This window comes from Massilia sp. TS11, assembly GCF_022012445.1.
GTDB lineage: Bacteria > Pseudomonadota > Gammaproteobacteria > Burkholderiales > Burkholderiaceae_D > Telluria.
On record NZ_JAKLTS010000003.1, the window covers coordinates 198100 to 211278 of the forward strand.

General features: G+C 67.3%; 13 protein-coding genes. 12 read left to right on the plus strand and 1 reads right to left on the minus strand.

What is annotated here, in order from left to right:
* Positions 1-8: 8 nt before the first annotated feature.
* Positions 9-1640 (plus strand): PAS domain-containing protein, encoded by a 1632-nt coding sequence (locus LZ005_RS06370; RefSeq protein WP_237805837.1) that lies wholly within the window; start codon positions 9-11, stop codon positions 1638-1640.
* Between the two features lie 11 nt (positions 1641-1651).
* On the opposite strand, the gene LZ005_RS06375 is transcribed toward LZ005_RS06370, so the two are convergent.
* Positions 1652-2320, minus strand: a complete 669-nt coding sequence (locus LZ005_RS06375) for a transposase (RefSeq protein WP_237805839.1) — start codon at positions 2318-2320, stop codon at positions 1652-1654.
* A gap of 244 nt (positions 2321-2564) precedes the next feature.
* On the opposite strand from LZ005_RS06375, the gene LZ005_RS06380 reads away from it, so the two are divergent.
* The 11 genes from LZ005_RS06380 to LZ005_RS06430 all read left to right on the plus strand — a co-directional run bounded on the left by LZ005_RS06380 (position 2565) and on the right by LZ005_RS06430 (position 13179).
* Positions 2565-3008 carry a bacteriohemerythrin gene (locus LZ005_RS06380; RefSeq protein ID WP_237805841.1) on the plus strand — a complete coding sequence of 148 codons (444 nt, stop codon included), beginning with the start codon at positions 2565-2567 and terminating at the stop codon, positions 3006-3008.
* 63 nt (positions 3009-3071) lie between these two features.
* On the plus strand, positions 3072-4565 hold the full coding sequence (locus LZ005_RS06385) for a PAS domain S-box protein (protein WP_237805843.1): 1494 nt from the start codon (positions 3072-3074) through the stop codon (positions 4563-4565).
* A gap of 27 nt (positions 4566-4592) precedes the next feature.
* Positions 4593-5006, plus strand: a complete 414-nt coding sequence (locus LZ005_RS06390; RefSeq protein ID WP_237805845.1) for a response regulator — start codon at positions 4593-4595, stop codon at positions 5004-5006.
* Between the two features lie 3 nt (positions 5007-5009).
* A complete protein-coding gene (locus LZ005_RS06395; RefSeq protein ID WP_237805847.1) occupies positions 5010-6479 on the plus strand; it encodes a response regulator in 1470 nt (489 codons plus the stop codon).
* A gap of 5 nt (positions 6480-6484) precedes the next feature.
* A complete protein-coding gene (locus tag LZ005_RS06400) occupies positions 6485-7123 on the plus strand; it encodes a response regulator transcription factor (RefSeq protein WP_237805849.1) in 639 nt (212 codons plus the stop codon).
* A gap of 102 nt (positions 7124-7225) precedes the next feature.
* On the plus strand, positions 7226-7633 hold the full coding sequence (locus tag LZ005_RS06405; protein WP_237805851.1) for a hypothetical protein: 408 nt from the start codon (positions 7226-7228) through the stop codon (positions 7631-7633).
* A gap of 3 nt (positions 7634-7636) precedes the next feature.
* Positions 7637-8620, plus strand: coding sequence for a zinc-dependent alcohol dehydrogenase family protein (locus LZ005_RS06410; protein WP_237805853.1), 984 nt, complete (start codon positions 7637-7639; stop codon positions 8618-8620).
* Positions 8617-10011 (plus strand): efflux transporter outer membrane subunit, encoded by a 1395-nt coding sequence (locus LZ005_RS06415; protein WP_237805855.1) that lies wholly within the window; start codon positions 8617-8619, stop codon positions 10009-10011. Before LZ005_RS06410 ends, LZ005_RS06415 begins: the two co-directional genes overlap by 4 nt.
* Complete coding sequence (locus LZ005_RS06420) at positions 10008-11288, plus strand: efflux RND transporter periplasmic adaptor subunit (RefSeq protein WP_237805857.1); 1281 nt, start codon at positions 10008-10010, stop codon at positions 11286-11288. Before LZ005_RS06415 ends, LZ005_RS06420 begins: the two co-directional genes overlap by 4 nt.
* Entirely contained in the window at positions 11285-11974 is a 690-nt protein-coding gene (locus LZ005_RS06425) for an ABC transporter ATP-binding protein (RefSeq protein WP_237805859.1), read from the plus strand. The genes LZ005_RS06420 and LZ005_RS06425 overlap by 4 nt, the downstream gene beginning before the upstream one ends.
* Positions 11974-13179 (plus strand): ABC transporter permease, encoded by a 1206-nt coding sequence (locus tag LZ005_RS06430; protein WP_237805861.1) that lies wholly within the window; start codon positions 11974-11976, stop codon positions 13177-13179. The genes LZ005_RS06425 and LZ005_RS06430 overlap by 1 nt, the downstream gene beginning before the upstream one ends.

A 13179-nucleotide genomic window follows, 5' to 3' on the forward strand; every position in this document is an offset into this window, starting at 1 on the left:
CATCCACGATGGACCAAGACGAAAGCCTGCTCGAATTCGCGCCCGAAGAAGCGGCGCCTGTCGCCGATCCGGCCGATACGGCGCCGCCGTGGCGCGTGCTGATCGTGGACGACAACGAAGACGTGCACACGGTCACCGTGATCGCCCTGCGCAATACCGTGTACCAGGGCCGCAAGATCGAATTCATCCACGCCTACAGCGCCCAGCAGGGGTCCTCGATCCTGCGCCATCAGGAAGACATTGCGCTGGTGCTGCTCGACGTGGTGATGGAAACCAGCGACGCCGGCCTGCGCCTGGCGCGCCACATCCGCGAAGACCTCGACAACCACGCCGTGCAGATCGTGCTGCGCACCGGCCAGCCGGGCGAAGCGCCCGAGCGCCACGTGATCGTCGACTACGAGATCAACGACTACAAGTCCAAGAGCGAGCTTGGCGGCACGCAGCTGTTCACCGTCGTGGTGTCGGCCTTGCGCGCCTACGACAATCTGGTCAAGCAGCAGCAGAAGCACGATGCGCTGGCGGCCTCGCTGGCCAAGATCCACGACCTCGAGACCGCCATCAACGAGCACGCGCTGGTGGCGTTCACCGATCAGTATGGCTGCGTGATCCATGTGAACGACACCTTGTGCGAGGTGACCAAGTACACGCGTAGCGAGCTGATGGGGCGCGACCTGCGCCTGCTCAGTTCGGGCCAGCATCCGGACGCGTTCTGGAAGCATCTGTGGAGCACGGTCAGCGAAGGCCAGACCTGGCAGGGCGAGATCTGCAACCGCGCCAAGGATGGCAGCCTGTACTGGAGCGCCACCACCATCACCCCGTTCAAGCGCCCCGATGGCCGGCTGTACCAGTACATCTCGATCGGCACCGACATTACCGAGCGGCGCCGCGCCGAGCAGGTGCTGCGCGAAACCGAGGAGCGCTGGAAGTTCGCGCTCGAGGCCTCGGGCGACGGCGTGTGGGACGTGAATTTCGAGACCGGGCACGTGGTGTTTTCGCGCCGCTGGAAGACCATGAACGGCTATCCCGAGGATGCGCCCGATCTGGCCCTCGAAGGCTGGAAGAATCTGATCCACCCCGAGGACCGGCCCCAGGTCGAGGCCGACATGCGCGCCTACCTGACCGGCAAGACCGCGACCTATGTGAGCGAGCACCGCACGCGCTGTGCCGACGGCAGCTGGAAATGGGTGCTCGACCGCGGCCTGATCGTGCGCCGCAACGCACTCGGCAAGCCCGAACGCATGGTCGGCACCCACACCGACATCAGCGAGCGCAAAGCGGCGCTGACGCGCATGCAGGGCGGGGCCGAGGAATTCCGCAGCATGGTCGACAGTGCGCCGTTCGCGATCTGCGTGCGCCATCTGAGCGAGACCAGCATCGTCTACGCCAACACCGCGTATGCGTATCTGGCGGCGCAGACGGCCAGCATCAGCGTCGAGCGCGGGCCGCACGACAGCGAGCCCGGCGTGACCAGTCTGGACGCCTGGTTCGCCCAGCGCAGCGGCAAGGGCCCGAGCCTGCTGCATCTGCGCGAGACCGACGGCCATCTGCGCAATGTGGTGGCGTCCACCTATCCGCTGCAATTTGACGGCGTGCCCGCGCTGGTCGCCTGGTTCGTCGACGTCGCCCCACTTTCCGCCTAAACAAATCGGGGTCAGACCCCATTTATCTGGCGGGATACTTTTTGATGGGGCGGGCGGCCGCGCGGCGCGCTGGTTGTTTCCAATGGCAGATTGCGTTGCACGGCTTTGCGGAGCGCTTCGTCGGCATTGTGCGCCTGGGAGTCGAGGAAGAGTTCGCGATAGGCACGCCGGCGCGCATACACATCGGCGCCGAGGTCCAGCATGACCGGGTGGGGCGTCAGCCAGGGCTTGCCGGCGCCGTCGGCATTCGCGTGGTAGCTCGACCAGGGGAAGTCGCCCGGGTGCGCCACCAGGCCGGCGCGCACCGGATTGCTCTCGATATAGCGGTGGCAGGCGAGGACGTAGTGATCGTGTTCAGTCACGCTGGCATGAAAGCGCCCCTCCCACAGGCTGCCCGTGCGCGTGTAGCGGCGGTTCACGTACTGGGCGTAGCGCTGGTTCAGATGCTTCATTAGCAAAGAGACGCCGCTTTCGCTGGCTTGCGTCACCAACAGATGGACGTGGTTATCCATCAGCACGTAGGCATGCACGGCGCACGCCAGCTGGCCACTGTAGCTGGCCAGGTAATCGAGATACATCCGCCGGTCCGCGTCCTGCAGAAAGCAGACCTGACGGTTATTGCCGCGCTGAACCACGTGCATGGTCAGGCCGGGGATGCAAACACGGGGGCGGCGTGGCATGGAAGGCTCCAGTGAACTCAAGCAGACGCCATGCTGCGCGCCGTCCTGCTCACACAATACGATTTTGCGCAAAGCGCGAGCCACGTTTCCATCCAAACAAATGGGGTCTGACCCCGATTTTTCCGCGCAGATAAATGGGGTCTGACCCCGATTTTTGTTGGGGGAAGTTTGATCTGGGTCAAATTGGAAACATGACAAATCGCAAACTGGGGATTAGGCTGTAGGTGTTGTGGAGGAGGGGATCATGAAGGCACCTCGCTGGTCAGCGCAGATGGAAACCGGGCAGGATGCGGTCGACGCGGGCCACCGCGCCATGCTTACTTGCCTTGCGGAATTGGAACGCGTGCCCGACAGTCTGCTCGCGCCCCAGCTTGAAAGCCTGTTGGCAGCCGCGTGTGCGACCTTCGACGCGGAGGAAGCCTTGATCGCCTCGCTGCACCTGCCTCATGCCGCTGAGCATGCGGCCCACCACGCGCGTCTGCTCGATACCCTGCGCCAGGCGATTCCGTTTGCGCGCTCGGGGGATATGGGCACGGCGCGTGAGCTGCTGGGCTTGCTGCCGGTCTGGTTCAATCACCATATGATGACCATGGACGCGGCCTTGACCATGGCGGCGCGCTGGCTGCGCGCCAAGGCGCGCTTCGGTTCGGCGCCCGATGGTTTCATGGAAATGATGCAGGGCGCCTGAAACCCTTGGCCGCGCGGCCCGCGTGCCGCTATCATGGCGCTTTGTCTTGCGCCAGGATTTTTCGTGAACACGCCTCCCATCGCCGGCCAGAGCATCGAATGGCTGCTCATGTCGGCCACCGATCCGATGCTGATCGTCGATCGCGCCGGCCATATCGAAATGGCCAATCCGGCCGTCGAACAGCTGTTTGGCTATGCCCCGGGCGGCCTGCTCGGCCAGCCGATCGAGGCCTTGATCCCGCAACGCTTCGCCCACAGCCACGTGGGCCAGCGCGATGCCTATTTTGCGCGGCCGCGGTCGCGCTCGATGGGGGCGGGGCTGGAGCTGTCGGCGCGCCATCAGGATGGACGCGAGTTCCCGGTCGAGGTCAGCCTGTCGCCGCTGCGCACGCCGGACCAGCAGGTGATGGTGATGGCCACCATCCACGACATCAGCGCGCGCAAACAGGCGGAACTGGCCCTGCAGGAGAGCGAGGCGCGCATGCGCGCGATCTTCGAGACGGCCGTCGACGCCATCCTTACCATCGATGAGCATGGCATCCTCGAAAGCCTGAATCCGGCCGCCGAAGCCCTGTTCGGCTATGCGGAGGCTGAGCTGATCGGCAAGAATGTTTCGGTGCTGATGCCGGAGCCGCACCGCAGCCGCCACGATGGCTATCTGGCCCACTATCTGGGTACGGGCGAGAAGCGCATCATCGGCATCGGGCGCGAAGTCGAGGGCCTGCGCAAGGATGGCTCGGTGTTTCCGATCGATCTGGCCGTGGCCGAAATGCAGATCGGCGGGCGGCGCATGTTCACCGGCCTGGTGCGCGACATCACGGCGCGCAAGCGCAATGAAGAGGAAATGAAGCGTCTGCTGCAGGAAATCAGCAGCGCCAATGAGGAATTGACCAACTTCGCCTACGTCGTCTCGCACGACCTGAAGGCGCCGCTGCGCGGCATCGGCTCGCTGGCGGCCTGGCTGGCGGCCGACTACGCCGACAAATTCAACGAGGAAGGCAAGGAGCACATGCGCCTGCTGATCAACCGGGTCCACCGGATGAGCGGGCTGATCGATGGCATCCTGCAGTATTCGCGCGTGGGCCGGGTCAAGGAGGCGATGGTGCCGGTCGACCTGAACAAGCTGCTGGCCGATACGGTCGACCTGCTGGCGCCGCCGCCGCACATCACGGTGTCGGTGGCGCCGGGCTTGCCGACCCTGGTGCTGGAGCCGACCCGCATCGAGCAGGTGTTCCATAACCTGATCTCGAACGCCATCAAATATATGGACAAGGACGCCGGCCGCATCGAGGTCCTGTGCGAGGACGGCGGCGCCGACTGGAAGTTCTGCGTGGCCGACAATGGCCCGGGCATCGAGGCGCGCCATTTCGAGCGCATCTTCCAGCTGTTCCAGACCCTGGCCCCGCGCGATCGGGTGGAAAGCACGGGGGTCGGCCTGGCCCTGGTGAAGAAGATCGTCGAGATGTACCGCGGCCGGGTCTGGGTGGAATCGCGCGTGGGGGAAGGCGCGCGCTTTTGGTTTACACTACCGAAGGCTGCCGCTCGCGGCGCTCGCTAAGGCAGCCTATCTTTACAGGAAGGAAGCATGCACGTTACGAATAAGCCGATTCTGCTGGTGGAGGATGATCAGGTCGATGTCATGACCATCCTGCGCGCGCTGAAGGAAATCCATGTCGTGAACCCTGTCGTCAGCAAGGAGAACGGCGAGGAGGCCCTGCTGCACCTGCGCACGCCCGGCGTGGAGCGGCCTTGCATCATCCTGCTCGACTTGAACATGCCGATCATGAACGGCATCGAGTTCCTTCAGGCCGTGAAGGCCGACGAGAATCTGCGCCGCATTCCCGTCGTGGTCCTGACGACCTCCGAAGAGCAGCAGGACAAGGTCCGCAGTTTTGATCTCGGGGTGGCCGGCTACATGGCCAAGCCGGTGGATTACCACCGCTTCGTCGAGATGATCCGCTCGATCGACATGTACTGGACGATCAGCGAAATGCCCTGAGCCATGGTGCCGATCCGGGTTCTTATCGTCGAAGATGATCTGGTTGACCGCATCGCCTGCCGGCGCGCGTTTGCCGCTGACAGCGCGCGCCAGTTCGATCTGATCGAGGCCGACAGCGGCCAGCGCGGTCTGGAGCTGTGTCTGGCCCAGGCGCCCGACTGTGTGCTGCTCGACTACCATCTGCCCGATCTGACGGGCCTGGAATTCCTGGCGCGCCTGGTGGCCCAGACGCCGGCCGGCGAACTGCCGGTGCCGGTGATGATGCTGACCGGCGCCGACAGTGCGGCCGTGGCGGCCGAGGCCATGCGCAATGGCGCGCGTGACTATCTGGTCAAGGATGTCGACGGCACCTATCTCGACTATCTGCCCGGGGCCATCGAGCGCATGCTGCGCGAGCAGCGCCTGATGCAGGATAAGCACCAGCTCGAGGCGAAGTTCCGCACTCTGGTCGAGCAGATTCAGGCCATCACTTATATCGCTACCCTGGGCGAGCCGGCCAGCCTGCAGTACATCAGCCCGCAGATCCGCAGCCTCGGCTATTCGCCCGGCGAATGGCTGGCCCATCCGGATTGGCAGCGCAGCATGATGCACCCGGACGACCGTCAGCACGCCTGGCAGGCCATCACGGCCGCGCGCATCGCCGGCACGCCGCTGCGCACCGAATACCGGCTGTTCGCCCGCAGTGGCCAGGCCCTGTGGTTCCGCGATCAGGCCGAAGTCGTGCTGGACCCGGCCGGCAAGCCGCTGTTCATGCAGGGCCTGCTGGTCGATATCACGGCCTCCAAGCACGCCGAGCAGGCGCTGCGGTCCTCGCAGGCGGAACTGCGCAAGCTGGCCGCCCACCAGGAGGCCATCAAGGAAGATGAACGCAAGCGCATCGCGCGTGAAATCCACGATGAACTCGGAGGCCTGCTGACCGGCATCCGGGCGTATATCTCGGTGGTGCTGCAGCGCGCCGAGCAGGAGGGCAAGACGGCCGATCCGCTGCTCTCCGACGCGGCCGGCCTGACCCAGACCGCCATCGAAACGGTGCGCCGCGTGATCTCCGACCTGCGCCCTTCGGTGCTCGACCAGCTTGGCGTCTGGGCTGCGCTCGAATGGTATGGCGAGCAGATCCGCCAGCGCGCGGGTCTGGACTGCGAATGTGAACTGGAGCCGGAAGTCTCGGCGGTGGAGCTTGACCCGGAGCGCAGCACGATGGTGTTCCGCATCGTGCAGGAGGCGCTGACGAATGTGGTCAAGCATGCCAAGGCGACGCGGGTGCGCTGCCGCGCCGCGCTCGAGGGCGCGCAGCTGCTGCTGACGATCGAGGACAATGGGCGCGGCATCGATACCGAGCGTCTGCTCAACCGCGACTCTTTCGGCATCCTCGGCATGCACGAGCGCACGCGGCGCTTTAACGGTGAACTGAAAATCATGGGCCGGCCAGGGCAGGGTACCCTGCTGGAACTGCGCCTGCCATTGAAGGGATAGTGGGAATGGGTCAAGCGGGAATCAAGGTCTTGCTGGTCGATGATCATGCGATCGCGCGCAATGGCGTGCGGCTGATGCTGGGCACGGCTGGCGATATCACGGTCATGGGCGAGGCCAGCAATGCGCAGGAGGCGATGGAGCGCATCGCCGAGCAGGACTTCGACGTGGCCGTGGTGGACATCACCATGCCGGGCAAGAATGGGCTGGACCTGCTGAAGACCCTGCGCGCCGAACGGCCGCGCATGGCCGTGCTGATCCTGTCGACCTATTCGGAGGAAGTGTATGCGGTGCGCGCGCTCAAGCTGGGCGCGGCCGGTTATCTGACCAAGGATACGCCGACGGCGACGCTGGTCGAGGCTGTGCGCAAGGCGGCCGCGGGCGGCAAGCACGTGTCGCCGGCGCTGGTGGAAAAACTGGCTACGCTGATCGGCGGCGGCGGCGCTACCGACCATGAGGCCTTGTCGAACCGGGAATTCGAGGTCTTCAAGCTGATCGCAGCCGGCGAGTCGCTGGTGCGGATCGGCGAACTGCTGCACCTGAGTCCGAACACGGTGACGACCTACCGCACCCGGATTCTGGACAAGATGGGCATGGGCAGCAATGCCGAATTGACGCGCTACGCCCTCGAGCACGGCATCATCTGAAGCGCCTGTAGGGGAAGCCCTACAAAATCTGATGGCCTTGCCCGATTTTAAGGCAGGCTCGGCTCTTGCATACTGGCTTTATCGTTCCATTAAGGAGGTGATATGCAAGCCTTTCATCGTCTGGCCGCCGCCATCGCGCTCGCTCTGCCATTGCTGGCCAGTGCGGCCGGGCCGTCCGTCCAAACCCAGCAGGGCACGGCCTATATCAGCGGTGGTATCGGCGCTGAGGAACAGGCCGCGCTGGCGGCCGTCAAGCAGGACTTCAATCTGCATCTGCTGTTTGCCACCAAGGGCAGCGGCGAATTCCGCGCTGATGTCGCCCTGGTGATCACTGACGCCAAGGACGCGCCGGTGCTCAAGCTCACGGGCGCCGGCCCGCGCGTGTTCGTCAAGCTGGCACCGGGCAGCTACAAGGTGCAGGCCACGGCGGTCGGCAAGACGCAGCAGCAAAGCACGGCGATCAAGACCGGTGCGGCGCGCGAGCTTGTGTTCTACTGGGAAGGCGAGTAAGCCATGCTGGCGATGCAGCTCGGTGCACCGGGCCAGCCGCTGATGGCGGCCGAACTGCCGATTCCGCAGCCGGGACCGGGCCAGCTGCTGCTGCGCGTTCTGGCCTGCGGGGTCTGCCGCACCGATCTGCATATCGTCGATGGCGAACTGGCGCCGCACCGCAGCCCGCTGATTCCGGGTCATGAAATCGTCGGCGAGGTGGTCGCGCTGGGCGCCGGCGTGCAGCGCTTTGCCCTTGGCGCGCGGGTCGGCGTGGCCTGGCTGGGCGACAGCTGCGGCCACTGCCCGTTCTGCGCGGCGGCCCAGGAAAACCTGTGCGACGACGCCCGCTTCACCGGCTATGACTGCGACGGCGGCTATGCCGAATACACGCTGGCGCGGGCCGATTACTGCTTCGCGCTGCCCGCCGCCTACGACGACGCCCACGCGGCCCCACTGCTGTGTGCGGGCCTGATCGGCTACCGCGCCTACCGCATGGCGGGGCCGGCTGCGGTGCTTGGCCTGTATGGCTTTGGCGCGGCCGCCCATATCCTGGCGCAGGTGGCCCTGGCCGAGGGGCGCACCGTGTATGCGTTCACGCGGCCGGGCGATACCCAGTCGCAGGCCTTCGCGCGCCAGCTCGGCGTGCACTGGGCCGGGCCGAGCGACGCGGCGCCGCCGCAGACGCTCGATGCGGCCATTCTGTTCGCGCCCGATGGGACGCTGGTGCCGCGCGCACTGGCCCAGGTGCGCAAGGGCGGCAGCGTGATCTGCGCCGGCATCCACATGAGCGACATTCCAGCCTTTCCCTACCACCTGCTGTGGGGCGAACGGCGCCTGCAGTCAGTGGCCAATCTGACCCGTGCCGATGGCGAGGGCTTCATGCAGGTTGCGGCCAGCGTGCCCTTGCAGACCCATGTGCGCCCGTATCCGCTGCGCGCGGCCAACCAGGCCCTGGACGACGTGCGCGCCGGGCGCATCGACGGCGCGGCCGTGCTGATCCCATGAAACGACTGATCCTGCTTCCCCTGGCCGCCTTGAGCGCCTGCGCCTGGCTGCCGCAACCGACGCCGGTCCCGCCGGCCGCCGTGCAGGCCGTGCCGCCCGCCTGGACGCTGCCGGCCGGCGCCGGCGCCCAGCGCGACCTGGCCGGTTGGTGGGGCGACTTCGGCGATCCGCTGCTGGTCGAACTGGTGGAGCGCGCGCAGCGCGCCAACCCGAGTCTGGAAGCGGCCGGGGCCGCGCTGCGGCAGGCGCGCGCGCTGCGCGATGTGGCGGCGGCGGCGCTGGCGACGACGGTGTCGCTGTCGGCTTCGGCCCAGTCGAGCAAGAACGGCGACGCGGCTGCGGCGCGTACCTACAACGCCACCATCGATGCGGCCTGGGAGCCGGACTGGTTCGGCACGCGCCGCCTGTCGCTGCAGGCCAGCGAAGGCGAACTCGAGGTCGCCCGCATCACCCTGGCCGATGCCCGCGTGAGCCTGGCGGCCGAAGTGGCCCAGGCTTACATCACGCTGCGTGCGGGCCAGGAGCGTCTGGCTATCGCGCGCGACAATCTGGCCAGCCAGAGCGAGACTGAACAGATCACGGCCTGGCGCGCCCAGGCGGGTTTGCTGACTTCGCTCGAAGCCGAGCAGGCGCGTGCCGCGCGCGAACAGGCGGCGGCCCGTCTGCCTGCGCTGGAAACGGCCGTGGCCCAGGCGCGCCATGCGCTGGCCGTGCTGTGCGGCGAAGCGCCCGGCGCGCTCGACGCGCGTCTGGCCGCGCCGCGCCCGCTGCCCCTGGCCGGTGCCGATTTCGCCGTCAGCCTGCCGGCCCAGACCCTGGCCCAGCGCGCCGATGTGCGCAGCGCGCAAACCCGGGTCAGCATCGCCGAGGCGCGCTTTCGCCAGGCCGACGCGGCCCGGCTGCCGTCCCTGAAACTGGAAGGCTCGATCGGCCTGCATGGCCTGGGGATCGGCGGTGTCAGCACGACCTGGCTGACCGCCTTGCTGGGCTCGATCACCGGGCGCGCCTTCGACGGCGGCGCCGCGCGCGCCCAGATGGCGGCCGAGGCGGGCGCGCTGGCGGTGGCCCAGGCGAATTACCGCAGCACGATTCTGCAGGCCTTGCTGGAAGTCGAGGACGACCTGCAGAGCCTGGCCGCCGACAAGGCGCGCGCGGCCCGCCTGACGCAGGCGCGCGACGCGGCCGCCAACGCGGCTTTGCTGGCGCGCCAGCGCTATGCCAGCGGGCTGACCGATTTTCAAACGGTGCTGGAAACCCAGCGCAATCTGTTTTCGACCCAGGACGACCTGGCCGCCACCCGGAGCGCCCTCGCGGCCGACCAGGTGCGCCTGTACAAGGCGCTCGGCGGCGGCTGGGAAGCGCCCCCCATCGCAGGCAAGACGACACCATGAGCACGACACAAGCGGATCCCTTTCTCGACGGCGTGCGCCGTCCCTGGTGGCGCCAGCCCTGGCTGTGGGCCGCGCTGCTGGCCCTGGCCCTGGCCGGCGCCGGCATCGCCTGGTGGCAGCTGCAGCGGGCCGCGGCCGAGCAGCCGCGCTACCGCACGGTGGCGGCCGAACTGGGCGACGTGGCGCACACGGTGACGGCCAATGGCAGCCTGCAGCCGACCCGCTCGGTCAATATCGGCTCGGAGCTGTCGGGCACGGTGACGCGGGTGCTGGTCGATGTCAATGATGTGGTCAAGCGCGGCCAGGTGCTGGTCGAGCTCGACACGGCCAAGCTCAATGACCAGGTCCAGCGTTCGCGCGCGGCCCTGACGGCGGCCGAGGCGGCTGTCACCCAGGCGGTGGCCACGCGCGTCGAGGCCGAGGCCAGCCTGGCCCGCCTGGAAGAGGTGGCCCGCCTGTCGAACGGCAAGGTGCCGTCCAAGGCCGAGCTCGACACCGGACGCGCGAATGTGGCGCGCGCCAAGGCCAATGAATTGAACGCGCGCGCCGGCGTGAACAGCGCCAAGGCGGCCCTGTCGACCGATCTGACCAATCTGAGCAAGGCCGCCATCCGCGCGCCGATCGAAGGCGTGATCCTGAGCCGCAATGTCGATCCGGGCAATGCGGTGGCCGCCTCGCTGCAGGCCGTGACCCTGTTCACGATTGCCGAGGACCTCAAGCAGCTCAAGCTGCAGGTGAATATCGACGAGGCCGACGTCGGCACCGTCCAGCTCGGTCAGAAGGCGCAGTTCTCGGTCAGCAGCTATCCGAACCGGCCGTACCCGGCCCGCATCACGCGCGTGGCCTATGGCGCCACCATCACCGACAATGTGGTCACCTATCCGACCCAGCTCGAAGTCGACAACCGCGACCTCAGCCTGCGCCCCGGCATGACGGCCACGGCCACGATCCGCACGGCCGACCGCCACAATGTGCTGCTGGTGCCGAACAGCGCGCTGCGCTTCACGCCGGCCGGCACGGCCGCGGCGGCGAGCGCGGGCGGCGGCGGTCTGGTCTCGAGCCTGGTGCCGCGCATGCCGCAGCGCGCGCCGCGCAAGGCCGGCGCTGCCAATGGGGCCGAGGCGGCCGCGCGCAAGGTCTGGGTCCTGCGCGATGGTAAAGCGGTGGAGGTGGCAATCAGCACCGGCATCAGCGATGGCCGCATGACCGAAGTGGTGGGCGGCGATCTGAAACCGGGCATGCTGGTCATTACCGAGCAGCGGGCCGCTGCCAAATGAGCGAAGCGCTGATCCGCCTGCGCGGCGTCACCAAGCGTTACGGCAGCGGCGCAGCCACGGTCATGGCCCTGGCTGGCATCGATCTCGATATCGCGGCCGGCGAATTCCTCGCCATCATGGGGCCGAGCGGCTCCGGCAAATCGACGGCGATGAATATCCTCGGCTGTCTCGATACCCCCAGCAGCGGCGAATACCGGTTCATGGGGCGCGAAGTCTCGCGCCTGAGCCGCGACCAGCTGGCCCTGCTGCGGCGCAGCTACCTGGGCTTTGTGTTCCAGGGTTTTAATCTGCTGGCGCGCACCTCGGCCCAGGAAAACGTCGAGCTGCCGCTGCTGTACCGCGGCGAAACGGCGGCGCGCCGCCACGAGCTGGCGGCCCAGGCGCTGGCCGCCGTCGGCCTGCAGGGGCGCGAGCAGCATACGCCGGCCGAGCTGTCGGGCGGGCAGCAGCAGCGCGTGGCGATCGCGCGCGCCATCGTCAGCGAGCCGCGCGTGCTGCTGGCCGACGAACCGACCGGCAATCTCGACACCCAGCGCAGCCAGGAGATCATGGACCTGCTGGTGCGCCTGAACCAGGAGCGCGGCATCACGATTCTGATGGTCACGCACGAACCCGATATGGCCCATTACGCGCGCCGCATCGTGCGCTTTCGCGACGGCCGCATCGAAAGCGACGGAGGCGCCTGATGTTCTGGAATACCGTGCTGCTGGCCTTGCGCTCGATCCGGCGCAATGTGCTGCGTTCCTTCCTCACCATGCTCGGGATCGTGATCGGGGTGGCGGCGGTGATCACCATGGTCACGCTCGGCAATGGGGCGACCCAGGCCGTGCACGACCAGATTTCCAGCCTGGGCAGCAATCTGCTGATGGTGCGGCCCGGCCAGCGCCAGTTCGGCGGTGGCGGCCCCGGCGCGCCGGCCTTCAAGGAGGCCGATGTCCAGGCCATCGCGAGCCAGATCGGCGGAGTGCGCAAGGTGGCGCCCGAGGCGCGTGCCGGCATCATCGCCATCGCCAATGGGCGCAACTGGAGCACCTCGGCGATCGGCACCACCAATGACTGGTTCGAGGTCGGCAACTGGCGCCTGGCCGCCGGGCGCCTGTTCGAACCGGCCGAGCAGCGCGCCGGTGCGGCCGTCTGTGTGATCGGCGAGTCGGTGCGGCGCGCCCTGTTCGACGAGCAGATGCCGCTCGGCGAACGCCTGCGCCTGAAGCAGTTCTCGTGCGAGATCGTCGGCGTCATGGCCGGCAAAGGGCAGGGCGCGATGGGCAATGACCAGGACGATATGGTGGTGCTGCCGCTGTACACGGTGCAGCGCCGCGTGACGGGCAATCAGCGCGTCGGCACCCTGCTGGTGTCGCAGGCCGATGACGTCGACAGCGAAGCCGTGAAGGCCGCGCTGACCCAGCTGATGCGCGAGCGGCGCAAGCTGGCCGCCGGCGAAGACGATAATTTCAATGTGCTCGACACGCGCCAGCTGGCCGACACCCTGAGCGGCACCACGCGCGTGATGACCATGCTGCTGGGCGCGGTGGCGGCCGTCAGCCTGCTGGTCGGCGGCATCGGCATCATGAATATCATGCTCGTCAGCGTGACCGAGCGCACGCGCGAAATCGGCCTGCGCCTGGCCATCGGCGCGCTCGAGCGCGATGTGCTGATGCAGTTTCTGATTGAGGCGATGGTGCTGGCGGCCTTCGGTGGCCTGACCGGGGTGGTGCTGGCCACGCTGGCTTCGAGCCTGCTGGCGGCCGTGATGGGCGTGCCCTATCTGTTCAATCCGGCCATCAATGTGCTGTCCTTCGTGTTCTCGGCCGGGATCGGGGTGGTGTTCGGCTATGTGCCGGCACGCCGCGCCGCGCGCCTCGATCCGATCGAGGCGCTGCGGCACGAGTAG